This is a genomic window from Bifidobacterium olomucense, from assembly GCF_012932375.1.
Taxonomy (GTDB): Bacteria; Actinomycetota; Actinomycetes; order Actinomycetales; family Bifidobacteriaceae; genus Bifidobacterium; species Bifidobacterium olomucense.
In genome coordinates this window covers 26735-40342 of sequence record NZ_JAAIIG010000012.1, presented here as the reverse complement: position 1 = coordinate 40342, position 13608 = coordinate 26735, and the positions used below count along the sequence as shown (strand labels likewise).

General features: G+C 59.4%; 11 protein-coding genes and 5 tRNA genes. 9 read left to right on the top strand and 7 right to left on the bottom strand.

Translation table 11 applies throughout. The features are described from left to right. Positions 1-288: 288 nt before the first annotated feature. Together G1C97_RS10325 and G1C97_RS10320 are read right to left on the bottom strand one after the other, a co-directional pair. On the bottom strand, positions 289-810 hold the full coding sequence (locus tag G1C97_RS10325) for a methylated-DNA--[protein]-cysteine S-methyltransferase (protein WP_417852230.1): 522 nt from the start codon (positions 808-810) through the stop codon (positions 289-291). A 381-nt stretch (positions 811-1191) separates the two neighbouring features. Next, on the bottom strand, positions 1192-1752 hold the full coding sequence (locus tag G1C97_RS10320; RefSeq protein WP_169241673.1) for an NADPH-dependent FMN reductase: 561 nt from the start codon (positions 1750-1752) through the stop codon (positions 1192-1194). A gap of 344 nt (positions 1753-2096) precedes the next feature. Between G1C97_RS10320 and G1C97_RS10315 the strand changes: the two genes are divergently transcribed. The 3 genes from G1C97_RS10315 (at position 2097) to G1C97_RS10305 (ending at position 2394) form a co-directional block, all read left to right on the top strand. After that, a tRNA-Gly gene (locus tag G1C97_RS10315) sits at positions 2097-2169 on the top strand. 35 nt (positions 2170-2204) lie between these two features. Then, positions 2205-2276 (top strand) — tRNA-Val (locus tag G1C97_RS10310). 45 nt (positions 2277-2321) lie between these two features. Further along, a tRNA-Val gene (locus G1C97_RS10305) sits at positions 2322-2394 on the top strand. 144 nt (positions 2395-2538) lie between these two features. On the opposite strand, the gene G1C97_RS10300 is transcribed toward G1C97_RS10305, so the two are convergent. From G1C97_RS10300 to G1C97_RS10290, 3 genes are all read right to left on the bottom strand, one after another. Then, positions 2539-3540: an AEC family transporter gene (locus tag G1C97_RS10300; protein ID WP_100496452.1), complete on the bottom strand. Its 1002-nt coding sequence runs from the start codon at positions 3538-3540 to the stop codon at positions 2539-2541. 167 nt (positions 3541-3707) lie between these two features. Further along, a tRNA-Leu gene (locus G1C97_RS10295) sits at positions 3708-3788 on the bottom strand. Positions 3789-3864: 76 nt separating this feature from the next. Further along, positions 3865-3937: transfer RNA gene (locus tag G1C97_RS10290), tRNA-Thr, on the bottom strand. Positions 3938-4399: 462 nt separating this feature from the next. Between G1C97_RS10290 and pgi the strand changes: the two genes are divergently transcribed. The 3 genes from pgi (at position 4400) to G1C97_RS10275 (ending at position 9562) form a co-directional block, all read left to right on the top strand. After that, positions 4400-6100: a glucose-6-phosphate isomerase gene (pgi, locus tag G1C97_RS10285; protein WP_100496451.1), complete on the top strand. Its 1701-nt coding sequence runs from the start codon at positions 4400-4402 to the stop codon at positions 6098-6100. A gap of 693 nt (positions 6101-6793) precedes the next feature. Further along, positions 6794-8521 (top strand): isopeptide-forming domain-containing fimbrial protein, encoded by a 1728-nt coding sequence (locus tag G1C97_RS12355; RefSeq protein WP_169241672.1) that lies wholly within the window; start codon positions 6794-6796, stop codon positions 8519-8521. An 84-nt stretch (positions 8522-8605) separates the two neighbouring features. Then, positions 8606-9562 carry a class C sortase gene (locus G1C97_RS10275; RefSeq protein ID WP_169241671.1) on the top strand — a complete coding sequence of 319 codons (957 nt, stop codon included), beginning with the start codon at positions 8606-8608 and terminating at the stop codon, positions 9560-9562. Between the two features lie 138 nt (positions 9563-9700). Here G1C97_RS10275 and G1C97_RS12350 read toward each other — a convergent pair whose 3' ends face one another. Beyond that, the gene (locus G1C97_RS12350) at positions 9701-10006 is read right to left on the bottom strand and encodes a hypothetical protein (RefSeq protein WP_240951113.1); all 306 of its coding nucleotides are present in this window, start codon (positions 10004-10006) and stop codon (positions 9701-9703) included. Between G1C97_RS12350 and G1C97_RS10270 the strand changes: the two genes are divergently transcribed. The 3 genes from G1C97_RS10270 (at position 10005) to G1C97_RS10260 (ending at position 11781) form a co-directional block, all read left to right on the top strand. After that, entirely contained in the window at positions 10005-10622 is a 618-nt protein-coding gene (locus G1C97_RS10270; protein ID WP_240951112.1) for a DUF362 domain-containing protein, read from the top strand. The genes G1C97_RS12350 and G1C97_RS10270 overlap by 2 nt on opposite strands. 47 nt (positions 10623-10669) lie before the next feature. Continuing rightward, positions 10670-11251: an ECF transporter S component family protein gene (locus tag G1C97_RS10265; protein WP_169241670.1), complete on the top strand. Its 582-nt coding sequence runs from the start codon at positions 10670-10672 to the stop codon at positions 11249-11251. A gap of 101 nt (positions 11252-11352) precedes the next feature. After that, entirely contained in the window at positions 11353-11781 is a 429-nt protein-coding gene (locus G1C97_RS10260) for a DUF1893 domain-containing protein (protein ID WP_169241669.1), read from the top strand. 90 nt (positions 11782-11871) lie between these two features. Here G1C97_RS10260 and G1C97_RS10255 read toward each other — a convergent pair whose 3' ends face one another. Next, the gene (locus G1C97_RS10255) at positions 11872-13449 is read right to left on the bottom strand and encodes an alpha-N-arabinofuranosidase (RefSeq protein WP_169241668.1); all 1578 of its coding nucleotides are present in this window, start codon (positions 13447-13449) and stop codon (positions 11872-11874) included. Between the last annotated feature and the right edge of the window lie 159 nt (positions 13450-13608).

The window sequence follows — 13608 nt, the reverse complement described above, 5'->3', positions numbered from 1 at the left end:
GCGGGTGCGCCTCTTCGAGGATGTTCCCTCGGCGAACGATGTGTGGTGGTGTTTCTCGGCATCTTTCCTGAGGTTGTGGGATTATGCGGGGTGCGCGGCGTGATGTGATGGTGGTGCATGACATGGCGTGAGATGATGACGACGCTCTGCTGGCATGGCGCAACGTGCGTGCGGTGCGGAATTGTGCGGCATGTACGAATAATCGAATAATATCGTCGAATTTTGGCGGCATATGTGAGGTGTGTGGGGGGGCGGGCGAGACTGCTGAGGTCTCTCGATGTGGTTTGACTAGTGGGGCAGATCGAACCGTGAAAGATCCACTCCTTCCAAGTCGAGCAGTTCGGCTTTGACGTCGAGGTGACCTCCGTAGCCGCCGAAGGATCGCCCGGAGCCGACTACGCGATGGCAGGGCACGATGATGGTAATCGGGTTGCGCTTTACCGCGCCGCCCACGGCCTGCGCGGCCATGCGTCTTCCGCCGCGCCTTTCGGCAAGTTCGGCGGCTATTGCCCCATAGCTGACTGTTTGTCCATAGGGGATTTCGGTGATGAGGTCCCATACCTCATGTTGGAATGGTGTGCCTTGCGCGCTGAGCGGGGGAGCGGAATCCAGCGTGGGGTGTTCGCCGGCGAAATAGGCGGCAAGCCAGGCTTGGGTCTGGTGGACGATGATACGGGCTGCTTCGGGCATGTCGGGCTGTCTATCGGGGCTTGCGGCATTGGTTGCGGAGAGGTCGGTGTCGACGCTGCTCGGTGCCCACCACCAGTTTTCGAGACAGAGTTCCGTCAGCGCTTTGCCGTCCGTCGTCATGATCATTCGACCGATAGGCGTGTCTGTTGTGGCGTGAAACATGGTGTGAAACGTCGATGATGGTGCCATGTGTCTATTATCGAGCGTTCGCCGACTTACCGTGGAGCGTATTGTGGGATATCTCGCTTACAAGGGGTCGATTTCCGCTGTCCGATAGATCTATCTGTTCTACAAGGGGCTACTCTGGGACGAGAATACCCATATTCGGTCCTACATGCCGACGCCGTTATGCCGTTTTGCGAGCTTGCGTACTTGCTCGGCAGCCCCTTGTAGGGCAGATAGGTGTATCAGGCAGCGGAAATTGGCCCCTTGTAATGCAGATACCCCGCCACCGGTCTCGATTGGCGGGGTATCTTAGGTTGGAGACTAGAACGTTAAGTCTCAGGCTGCGACGAACTTCAGGAATGCGTCGGCTTCGGCGGCCAGACGGGCCTTATCCTCATCGGACAGGCCCAGTTCGCCAGTGCCCCAGGCTTCCGGAGCCAGAGCGAAACCGGCCTGCTCGTCAACGGGCAGCACATCGGCCTTGTTGAAGCCCAGCACTTCGTTGAGCTTGGCGCGAGTGCCGGCACCGGCGGACTGGCCAGCCACGGAAGAGATGGCAACCTTCTTGCCGGCCAGCACGGAGGCGGATTCGGCCGGGAACGGCTCCAGCGGGCGGGACAGCCAATCCAGCAGGTTCTTCAGCACGCCCGGGTAGCTGTAGTTGTACTCCGGGGAGAAGATCCACACGCCGTCGGCCTCGACAACGGCCTTACGGGCGGTGTTGACGGCAGCCGGCGGGTTCGGGAACTCCACGTCCTGATCGAAGAACGGAACATCGGCGTAGTTCAGGAACTCCACCTCGGCACGATCGCCGATAAGAGCCTTGGCCTCGTCGGCGAGCTGGTGGTTGAAGCCGTTCTTGTGCAGGCTTCCCACAACAAACAGGAGCTTGGTCATTGCATTCCCCTTGTCTTATGTCATGCACAGTGGCTAAGCAGTTGGCGCCTGATAAGGCATTCTGACGTCATGCCGCTAGCCGTCGGTGCACATGTCGATATATAACAATGCCTATTATGCGTCGTCCTATCCGAGAATTCCTTCGCGTTGAGCGTAGAATACGGCGTGTGACGGGTCGGAGTGAGCAGGGTCACATCTGACATGTTGATTGAGTATGAGCGCATGATGGTGCTGGGCTGACTTTGCGGATGCTAAAAACGTTGAAATTCTGCGGAGACACGCGAGGATTATGCATTTTCCGCCAAATAGCGTATCTTGTTCATCTGTTGCTTCAAACAACACATGCGGACATAGCTTAGTTGGTAAAGCGCAACCTTGCCAAGGTTGAGACCGCGGGTTCGAGTCCCGTTGTCCGCTCTCGGAAGGCCGGACCGTCGGCCGGATGATGACCCGGGCGGTTGGCGCAGAGGTAGCGCACTTCCCTGACACGGAAGGGGTCACAAGTTCGAATCTTGTATCGCCCACTCGGAGTTTTATCGGTGGGTTAGCCGGTAAGCCTCGAAATATTCGGGCGATTGGCGCAGCGGCTAGCGCACTTCGTTCACACCGAAGGGGTCGTAGGTTCGATTCCTACATCGCCCACCCGTGTTGTTCCCGTGGCATTGGATGCTACGGGATTTTTTGTTTGTATGTGAATTCAATGTATGTGAATTCATGGGCTACACGATTTGGACCATCGTCCACCAATCGTCTCGATTGCAGTGTAGCCCACGAGAAGTCAAGGAATCACACGCCCATCAGCGTATGGGCTACGGCCATCATTACCAGCGAGATAATGGCCGTGACCGACAGCGAGAATCCGGCGAGTTTGGCGTTGCCTAGCACCTTGTCGGTAAACAGAGTGGAGAAGATGGCGATCGGTGCCAGCGCGCAAATCACCATTACCGCACGAATCGAGGCGGAGAAGGGCATCAGGAACCACGAGACGCAGGCGAACACTATGCAGAACGGTACGCGCCAGGCAATTACGGCCAGCACTTCCTTAACGTCATGCCGGGATTGCGGCATATCCATCAACATGCCCACCATCAGCATGGAGACCAACGCGTTTGCGCCGCTCAACGGTTGGCAGATCGTGGCGATCCAATCGGGGATGTGTATGTTGGCGATGGTCAGCGCCAACATCAGCAGGTAAGTGTCGAACGGTACGGATCCAAAGAAGCTTTTGGCGATGGTGCGCAGCAGCGCATGCCGGGCGAGCCTACGGGCGTCGCGGTCCTTGGGCTTCTCATAGGGCAGTGTGGGCGCAGACCCGGCATGCTGTTCCGCAAGCGTTTTGCCGGGCTGGATGTGCAGCAGCTGTTGGGTGAGTACATTGGTGCCAGCGGCCACCATAATGCAGTTACCGATATCGAACATGGCTGCCGGCACCACAGCACCAGGCCCCCAGAACGACTGTACGACGGGGAAGCAGAAACATCCGAGGTTGTATCCGGCGCCGTTGAGCATCAGGAACGCGCGGTCGGTCACATTGCGCCGGCGCGTAGCGACGAAGATGCACACCACCGGGATGAAGGCGAACAGGAAGGCCACCAGCGAAATCCACATCAGTGAAATGTCGTGCGGATTCGTGGCAAACGAATAGATGATTGCGCCGGGAAGCACGATGTTGAATTCGGCGGTTTGCAGCACACGATAGTCGCTTTGACCGAACAGTCCGAAGCGTTTGAACAGGTATCCGGCGAGGATGATCAGCAACAGTCCTGCGGGTGTAAGTATGGCGGACACTCTTATCTCCTCCTCGTCCCTGGTACGGCAACCACTATCCTCGCGGTATCGGACGTGACGGCAGCGATGGCGATGTTTCCTCTCACAGCGTGGACGATGCGGCCTTGTCATATTGGCATCGTGACGCGCACGGCTTGGGATCTTAGGAATGCAGGGTCTTGTAGAGGTGCGCGAGATGGGACTTGAACCCACACGTCAAAGACACAGGAACCTAAATCCTGCGCGTCTACCAATTCCGCCACTCGCGCGTGGCTGCATCCCCTCGGACGAGCAGTGCAACCTATATGCAAAACCCTAGGCGGATGAACCGACCTAGGGTAGTCGAGCCACTTGTCAGAATCGAACTGACGACCTGCTCATTACGAGTGAGCCGCTCTACCGACTGAGCTAAAGTGGCTTGGTTTGCGGAAGGCGTTTCGCCACCCGCGCACAAGATAAACAGTATACGACATCCTCTGGAAAAGTCCAATCGACGTGTGATTCGGCAGTGTCGCCGGGTGGCTGAGGATGACTGGTGGCAGTTGTGGGGTGAAGATGTTGCGGTATGTGGATCCGCGGCTGTGATTGATGTGATTGATGTGATTGATGTGTTGGTTGGCGTCGGCGTAGTGCAGCGTCGTAAAGCTGGTGGCTGACTCAGCTGATTCTTTGGCGCGATGCGCTGTATTCCGTGGCGTGCCTGTGCGGGGTAGTCGGATGCAAACGATGGCAATGAAAGCCGTCTGGTAGGGAGGGTATCCGTTCACTGGATATTTTTGTTCTGTTCATGTCCGAATTTGTGAGTATTCTGTTTGGTGATACGGGGCGATCCAAGCCGTGGGCGTGGGCGCTCCAGTCATTTATGAAAGGAATGGAATCCATGGCCATCAATCCTCCTGTTGACGCCACCCAGACCCCTGAGTGGGCCGCCCTGCAGAAGCACTACGACGAGCTTCAGGCCGAGGGCATCAGCCTGAAGAAGTGGTTCGCCGAGGACAAGACCCGCGTCGAGAAGCTTTCCTTCGAGGCCGGCGATCTGCACTTCGATCTGTCCAAGAACCTGATCAAGCCGGAAACCCTCCAGCTGTTCGCCAACCTTGCCAAGGCTGTCAAGCTGGACGAGCGCACCAAGGCTATGTACACCGGCGTGCACATCAACAACACCGAGGATCGCGCCGTGCTGCACACCGCGCTGCGCCGCCCGGTCGAGGATGAGGGCAAGTACATCGTTGACGGTCAGGACACCGTCAAGGATGTGCGCGAGGTGCTCGACCGTATTTACGCCTTCGCCGATGACGTGCGCTCCGGCAAGTGGACCGGCATCACCGGCCGCAAGATCGAGACCGTGGTCAACATCGGCATCGGTGGTTCCGATCTGGGTCCCGTCATGGTGTACGAGGCGCTGAAGCCGTATGCGGACGCTGGCATTTCCGCTCGCTACATCTCCAACATCGACCCGAACGATCTGGCTGAGAAGACCAAGGGCCTCGACCCGGAGACCACCCTGTTCATCATCGTCTCCAAGACCTTCACCACGCTGGAAACCCTGACCAACGCTCGTGAAGCCCGCACTTGGCTGCTTGAGGAGCTTACCGCCAACGGTGCCATCGCCGAAGGCGACGAGGCTCAGCGCGCCGAAGCCATCAAGAAGCACTTCGTGGCCGTCTCCACCAACTTGGAGAAGGTCGAGGAGTTCGGCATCGATCCGGCCAATGCGTTCGGCTTCTGGAACTGGGTCGGCGGCCGTTACTCCGTCGATTCCGCCGTCGGCACCTCCCTGGCTGTGGTCTTCGGCCCGGCCCGTTTCGAGGAGTTCCTGCACGGCTTCCACGAGATCGATGAGTACTTCGCCAACACCCCGTTCGAGAAGAACGTCGTCGTGCTGCTCGGCATGCTCAACGTCTGGTACCGCAACTTCTTCAAGGTCGCTTCCCACGCTGTGCTGCCGTACGATCAGTACCTGCACCGTTTCCCGGCCTACCTGCAGCAGCTGACCATGGAATCCAACGGCAAGTCCGTGCGTTGGGACGGCACTCCGGTCACCACCGAAACCGGCGAGATCTTCTGGGGCGAGCCCGGCACCAACGGCCAGCACGCCTTCTACCAGCTGATCCACCAGGGCACCCAGCTCATCCCGGCCGACTTCATCGCGTTCGTGAACACCCCGAACCCGACCAAGGACGGCGACCAGGACGTGCACGAGCTGTTCCTCGGCAACTACTTCGCTCAGACCAAGGCCCTCGCTTTCGGCAAGACCGCCGACGAGGTCCGTGCTGAAGGTACTCCGGAGGAGATCGTCCCGGCCCGCGTGTTCACCGGCAACCGTCCGACCACCTCCATCTTCGGTGTGGCCCTGACTCCGTTCGCCGTCGGCGAGCTGATCGCCCTGTACGAGCACATCACCTTCGTTGAGGGCACCGTGTGGGGCCTCGACTCCTACGATCAGTGGGGCGTCGAGCTCGGCAAGCAGCTGGCCAAGCAGATCACCCCGGCCATCTCCCAGGATGACGAGGCCCTGGCCGCCCAGGATGCTTCCACTCAGAGCCTGATTCAGTTCTACCGCAAGAACCGCGAGTTCTGATCTTCGCTTCGCTCCAATCAGCACTCGCGGTTCTTGCGACCGCAGCTGTGTTGTTTGGTGAATGGTCTGGCGACCATTCACGGTGCGAGTTCTGATCTTCGCTTCGCTCCTTGCCGGCTTCCTGAAGGCAGGGAAGCCGTCGCCGATAGGTGACTAAAGGGAGAGGCCAAGCCCGGCAGCATCATGCTGCCGGGCTTTTTAAGTTCCATGTTGCATTTCACGTTGCATCCCAAAGGCTCAGTGAGGTGAGTTCAGTGGGATGGGCTCAGTAGGTGTTCAATGGTGGTATACCGCGCTCGGCGCTGTGCCCGCATTCGGGGAAACATAGAAGTCTGTGGCAACGATGCCATGGCCTGAGCTACTTAAATCTTCCAGTCCCACATAGTTCGATGACGCATTGAATGTCTGAAATGCCAAGGCCGACGAGCAAATAGACATCGTCGATACGCGTATTGCGCATCCCTCAATCCCATGTATAATCATAAGTGTTTGTTAACGCAAACATTCATCTATGGGGCTTAATCAGTAATCGCAACGACGCGCGGGTCAACAACTCATCAACGAATTTGTGATGGCGGCAAGCTTCATATACCAGCGGGTCTTGCCCGCCATAATCAGGACACGCGTGGGGTTGTTCGACCATTGCCGTGGCCGACAAGAAGCTAACGCCAATGAAGGAGTGAAGAGGCTCATATGCAATACAAGAAACTGGTCGCCGGCATCGCTGCCGTAGCGGCCGCCCTGGGAGGTATGGCGCTTGGCGCCATGACGGCGAACGCGGACGAACTGACCATGCCGGAAAACGCGACGCCATCAACCATCACGCTCAACAAAGCAGCCGATGCCAACACCTCGCAAAGCACGTATACGGCGTATCGCATCGCCGCATACACCGATCCGGTCGTGAACGCCGACGGCAAACTGACCTCGTTCGGCCTGCAACCCGTGGACAGCAGCCAATGGGATTGGAAGATCAGCGAGGCTATAACGGCGGCCAACATCGACACCACCGGATACAAAAGCAATCTGTATGCGCTGGCAAGTCTGAGCACCTCCGGCGACGAGGCCAAGCTGCGTGACTTCGTCGATAATCTGTCGGTGCCCACCAAACTTGGTTCCGATGAGCCTTCCGTTACCGCAACCGAACTGCAGATCGGCGACAATACCGTACCCGACCAGGGTTGGTATTTCGTGACCGACAGCAACGGCACGAACCTGCTGGTCGGCACTGCGCTCACTGCCAGCAGCGGCCAGTCATACACCACGTTGGTCAACACCAACGTTGACCCGGCTACAGAGCAGACGCTTGGCGTGGTGAACGTCAAGCCCAACCCGGCCGCGTCTGCGGTAACCGTCACCAAAAGCGCTTACATGGGCACCTATTTCAAGAAGAACGGCAGTGTCGCTACCGCCAATGTCGGCGACACTCTGACCTACGTGGTGTCCAGCGTTATTCCGACCACAACCGGGCAAACCGATCCGACCTTCACCTTCAAGGACACCGCATCCAAGGGGCTGACCGTCGATGCCAGCAGCATCAGAGTCTTCTACGATGCGGATGACGATGACAAATACAATTACTTCGACGCCACCGGCGACACCCTGCTCGCCAAGGACACGGACTATACGGTGACCGGCCCCACCGCAAGCGACAGCGGCACCGTCACCCAGGTGGACGTCAAGAACGTAGGCGGCAAGGACGGACAGAAGCTTACCTTGCTGTACAAGGCCTCCACCACGAAGGACGCCGTCGACAATCAGGTGACGAACGCCGCGACCGCCAGCTACGATGGCGGTGCGGAATCCGCTCCCGCCTCCGTGACCGTCAAGTTCGGCATGTTCACGTTGAAGAAGATCGATAAGAACCACAACGGTATCGCCGGAGCTCAGTTCTCCGTGACCGGCAGCGACGGCAATGCCATCATCTTCGAGAAAACCGATGTCAACGGCGAGTGGGTGCGTGCCGCCGACCAAAGCGTCAAGGTGGACAACGTGACCTACTTCAAGAACGTGCCGACCAGCCAGGGGGGTGCGCTGTACTTCTGGGGCCTGGCTGAAGGCGGATACTCGGTATACGAGCAGAAGGTGGCCGAAGGCTACGCCCAGCAATATCGCGCTGGGTTCAGCGTATCCATCGACAAGAATGGTCAGCGCACGTACAACTATGACAAGGCCAAGGACCAGTACAAGCTGGTTACCTTCCGCGATGCGGACGGGGCGGAAGTGACGCCGTCCAACTCAACGAAGGTTGTCGGTGGCGCCGCTCAGGTGCTGAATATCAAGAACATATCCGAGCTCCCGCTCACCGGTGGCGCGGGACTGACGATGTTCGTGACTGCGGCGATCGTCTTCTCCGGTGTCGGCGTCACGCTGCTCGTCAAGAGCGGCACCCGTCGCGCCCGTCGTGTGATGCGCGCGTAACGCGGCAACGATAACGCGATGAGGAGGGTCTGCCGAAACCGACGGCCCCTCCTCATCGCCTGTGCTCATGCACGGTGCGTACCCATGACTTTTGATCAGATCCTCAGTATCGATGACGATATTGCCTGGCAACGTCGGGAGCGGCGACGTCGAACGCTGCTGCGCCTGGCCGCCATAGTGTGCATCGTGGCGGCAATCGGCAGTGTGGCGATCCCGTTGACCATGCAGATGGTATTCGGCATTACTGCGCAGCAGACCGCAAGCTCTACGGCCCGGCAGATGGCGGCGTTGGAAGCCGCCCAGAGAACCAAGGCCTTGCACGCCGCCGAATCATACAATGCAGAGCTGGCCGACGATGGGCAGCCCGTGCTTGGCGAGGCGGGCGACCCATGGTCTACGCAAGTCGACGACAATGGCCTGATCGATTACGAATCCGCATTGTCGACCAAAGACAATCGCTACCAATCGTTGCTGAACGCCGGTGACGGCATCATGGCGAGAATCCGCGTGCCCAAACAGTCCATCGATCTTCCTGTCTATCACGGCACTTCCCAACAGGCATTGGCGAAAGGCGCAGGACACCTGTACGGCACCTCCCTGCCGGTGGGCGGCACGTCCACGCACGCGGTGATCACCGGACATCGCGGACTGGTGACGGCTGCCATGTTCACCAGATTGGATGAGGTGCGCACCGGGGACTACTTCTACATTGACGTGATGGGCGAGACGCTCACCTATCAGGTGGATCGCATTTCGGTGATCAAGCCGGATGACGTCACACAGCTGAAAGTGACGCAAGGCGAAGACCGAGTGACGTTGATGACCTGCACGCCATACCGGCTGAACACGCATCGGTTGCTGGTCTCCGGCATACGTGTGCGCAATCAGCAGGCGCCACAGGCGGAAACCACCGCTGATGTACGGACGGCGCAGTTCGTCGGGCTCGCGGTAGGCGTAGGCGTGTTGCTGGTGGGATGGATGGTGGTGCTGGCGGCGCGGCGCAAGTCGCCGGCCATGCCATTGGCCAGTCATGCGGCATAAGAGCGTAAGAGTAGGAGTTGTTGCCGAGCTTGCTGGGCAGAACGACGGCAGGTGCCGGACTGTCGTAAGTAAACGCCTTGTTGTGCATTCGGACGTATCATGGAAGCGATTGCAAGGAGGCACAGCATGGCAGGAATTTCAACGCATGATCAGGTGGAAACGCATGATCACGACACCAATTATCCGATGGCCGCCAACGTCTACTTCACCCGAGATATCAGCCCAGCCGGCCTGATGCGTATCTATGAGGCGTTGGGCGCGCGGCCGCAAGGCAAGGTGGCGGTCAAGCTCAGCTCCGGCGAGGGCGGCAATACGCATTATCTGCAGCCGGCGCTGATCAAGGATCTGGTGCAGCATCTCAACGGCACCATCGTGGAATGCAACACCGCCTACCCCGGCACGCGCGACGTCAGCGCACACCATTGGCAGACCATCAAAGAGCATGGATTCCTCGACATCGCCCCCCTGCGACATTCAGGACGAGGAGGGCGAGATCGAAATCCCGGTCGAGGGCGGCAAACGCATCACCGGCGACATTGTGGGCTCCCACTTCCCGAATTACGACTATTACGCCGTGCTCTCGCACTTCAAGGGTCATATGATGGGCGGATTCGGCGGTGCATTGAAGAACATCTCCATCGGCATGGCGTCCTCGAACGGCAAGAAACGCCTGCATTCCGGTCAGGACGAGATCTTGCCCAACCCGTTCAGCGGCGATCAGGATTCCTTCCTGGAAGCCATGGCCGAGGCCGCGACCGCCGTGTTCAATGCGCTTAAAGGCAACATGCTCTTCATCAACGTGATGAACAACCTTTCCGTGGATTGCGACTGCGACGGCAACCCCCATCCGCCCGTCATGGCGGATATCGGCATCTGCGCTTCGCTGGACCCGGTGGCCGTAGATCAGGCCTGTGTGGACATGGTGTACGTCTCGCACGACAACAAAGAGCCGCTCATCGAACGCATCGAATCCCGCCACGGCATCCATACCATCGAGCATGCCGTGGAGATGGGCCTCGGTTCGCGCGACTACCATCTCATCGATCTTGACCAGCGGTAAAGCGCGTTGACGCGATACGCACAGTCGTCTATCAAGGAGTTTCTATTATGCGAACCAATACTGCAACGCGCACGTATGCATTGCCGTCCATCACATTCCAGTCCGCGGCCGCCGTGCTCGCCGTCGTCGCCGCCGTGGCGCTGCCGCAGATCTTCCATGTTGCCGGTGCGACGCTCGGCTTGGGTGCCGCACTCGGCCAAACGCTGCTGCCGATGCACCTGCCGGTGCTGCTTGTCGGCCTGTTGGCCGGTCCTTACGCCGGTGTGGCCACCGGTGCGCTCGCCCCGATCGTCAGCTTTGCGTTGACCGGCATGCCGATGGCTCCGATGGTGCCGTTCATGGTCATCGAACTTGCCGCCTATGGTCTGTTCGCTGGTCTGCTGCGCGGGGTGGCCTTGCCGGAGTCCATTCCCTCGCCGCTCGCTTGGTTGGTGAAGCTGTTTGGCGCGCAGGTCGCCGGCCGTGTGGTCGATGCCATTGCGATTGCCGTGGCGGTGTATCTGCTGGGTAACGCCCAGATGTCTGTTGCCTCGGTTGGTGCCGCGATCGTTACGGGACTGCCGGGCCTGATTCTGCAGTGGATTGCGATTCCGGTGGTTATGTTTGTCGTGGATCGCAAGCGTGGCTAGTGCGGCTGGGAGGTCATGTCGCTGGGTGAATTCCTCACCGATTGCCGCTTGTCTTTTTGACGGCGGCGTCGGTGGGGGATTCCTCATAAAGAAAGGCGATTATGTCTGATATTGAACGTGCGAAAGCTTTGCTGAAGGCCGACGTTGCGCTCGGTTGTGTGGCTTGCCGCAGCGGTGCCGAAACTTTGACCGGTATGGGCAGGGGAGTGCGGCCGTTGCTGCAATGGCTTGCCTCCGGGCAAAGTTTGGATGGTTACTCCGCAGCCGATCGTGTGGTGGGCAAAGGTGCGGCGTTGCTTTACGCCAAGCTTGGTGCCGAAGCCGTGTATGCCGAGACGATGAGCGAAGCGGGGTTGGCTGCCCTGCGCCAGTTCGGCATGGCAGCATCCTATGGCGCCTTGGTGCCGATGATTCTCAATCGTGCCGGCACCGGCATGTGCCCGATCGAGCAGTCGGTGGCGGGCATCGGCGATCCGGTCGCCGCCGAGCCCGCCATTCGAGCGGCTGTAGCCAAGCTCATGCAAGGCTGACCCCGCGTCGAATCATTCTCAATAAGAGACATGTGCGGTTTCCGCGCACGGTTCGAGTGCCGCTGTCAAACTGCGCGCAGACCGAGAAACTCATGCCGTGAAACGTACCGCCGACCAAGCGATAGACGGCAGCGCAAAACTCACTGCAGCACCGTCGGCCGCCACAGGCAGCTCCTGCGGCGTCACGGCCAGCGGGTCCGCTGCGGTGTTCTTGCGGTACGGGTCGTTGTCATGCAGCATCTCGGCATGCGTCACTTCGAAGCGTGCGGCATCAACACCCGGCAGAGCCGTAACGTCGATAGACACCTCGTGCGCGGCATCCGGGTCGCGGTTCACGGCCAGAATCAGGCCTTCGCGCGTGGTCTCATCCCAAGTCACCACGGATTCAAGTGCCTGCACATCGCCATAGGTCTCGGTGTGGAACGTCGGGCCGTCAACGGCTGGGGCGTAAGCGACGCCACGCGCATGGTTGGCCACTTCGGCGAACGGATAGTAAATGGTCTGCTTCCAGGCCGGACCGTTCTCCTCGGCCATGATCGGGGCGATCACATTGACCAGCTGGGCGCGGGATGCGGAGCGTACGCGGTCGCAATGCTTGAGCAAGGTGATCATCAAGGATCCCTCGACCACCGCGTCGGACGCGTTGTACACGTCTTCCAGCAGATGCGGTGCCTTGGGCCACGGCTCGGTGTGCAGACCTTCGGTTTCGGCGGCCTTCCATTCGGCCTCCTGCTTCTGCCAAACGTCCTGATACCACACGCCCCATTCGTCGAAGGAGATGGCGATGTCCTTGGTGCCGTGGTTCTGCTCGCGCGCATAATCGGCGCAGGAGGCCACGGTGGCGATGAACTGCTTCATATCTTCGGAGGAGGCCAGGAACTCACGCATGCCTTCCGGCTTGTGCGAATCGTGGTCGTGATCGTAGTAGTAGGCGTGCGCGGAAACGAAGCTCAGGTACTCGTAGGCGCGGGTGAGCACGGTTTTCTCCCACGTGCCGAAGGTCGGCATCTGGGCGCTGGAGGAGCCGCAGGCCACCATTTCCAAGCCGGATTCGGCCAGTTTCATGGCATGTGCCACCTTCTCCACGCGGCTGGCGTATTCTTCGGGGGTCATGTGGCCCACCTGCCAGGGGCCGTCCATCTCGTTGCCGATGCACCACATGGCGATGTTCATCGGCTCGGGAATGCCATTGGCCACACGGCGATCGGCGATGGTGGTGCCCGGAGCGCCGTTCACGTATTCAAGTTCGTCAAGTGCCTCCTGCAGTCCGCGGGTGCCCATGTTGACGGCGAGCATGATCTCGGTGCCGGCCTTCTTGCTCCAGTGGTAGAAGTCGTCGATGCCGACTTCGTTGGTTTCGGTCTGGTGCCAGGCCAGTTCACGGCGCACCGGGCGCTTCTCGCGCGGGCCGGTGCCGTCCTCCCAACGGTAGTTGGAGACGATGTTGCCGCCCGGGTAACGCACGCAGGTGACGCCGAGCTCCTTGACGAGGTCCAGCACGTCTTTGCGGAAGCCATATTCGTCGGCGGTGGGATGGGTCGGCTCGTAGATGCCGCCGTACACGCTGCGGCCGAGCTGCTCGACGAACGAGCCGAACAGGCGGCGCGGAATATCGGCGACCGGGGTAAACGTTGCGATGGTGGTCTTGGATGGTGTGGCGGTGCTCATGGCAATGTCCTTAGAGAATAGGGAAAGCTGCTTCGATTGTAGAGAATCGGGGATGGTCGTCGGTGGCTATCCGGCTGGTGATGATTGGAATAAATGGAATATTACTGGAGCCAAGTCTCACGTACGGCAAGGCTTGGCTCGATTGCTGTTGAGGTATAT

Coding starts and splice junctions, on each gene's coding strand:
- G1C97_RS12350 (WP_240951113.1), bottom strand. CDS start 10,006: ATGCTCTTTGATGGTCTGCCAATGGTGTGCGCTGACGTCGCGCGTGCC.
- G1C97_RS10255 (WP_169241668.1), bottom strand. CDS start 13,449: ATGAGCACCGCCACACCATCCAAGACCACCATCGCAACGTTTACCCCG.
- pgi (WP_100496451.1), top strand. CDS start 4,400: ATGGCCATCAATCCTCCTGTTGACGCCACCCAGACCCCTGAGTGGGCC.
- G1C97_RS10325 (WP_417852230.1), bottom strand. CDS start 810: ATGACGACGGACGGCAAAGCGCTGACGGAACTCTGTCTCGAAAACTGG.
- G1C97_RS10320 (WP_169241673.1), bottom strand. CDS start 1,752: ATGACCAAGCTCCTGTTTGTTGTGGGAAGCCTGCACAAGAACGGCTTC.
- G1C97_RS10260 (WP_169241669.1), top strand. CDS start 11,353: ATGTCTGATATTGAACGTGCGAAAGCTTTGCTGAAGGCCGACGTTGCG.
- G1C97_RS10270 (WP_240951112.1), top strand. CDS start 10,005: ATGGATTCCTCGACATCGCCCCCCTGCGACATTCAGGACGAGGAGGGC.
- G1C97_RS10275 (WP_169241671.1), top strand. CDS start 8,606: ATGACTTTTGATCAGATCCTCAGTATCGATGACGATATTGCCTGGCAA.
- G1C97_RS10265 (WP_169241670.1), top strand. CDS start 10,670: ATGCGAACCAATACTGCAACGCGCACGTATGCATTGCCGTCCATCACA.
- G1C97_RS12355 (WP_169241672.1), top strand. CDS start 6,794: ATGCAATACAAGAAACTGGTCGCCGGCATCGCTGCCGTAGCGGCCGCC.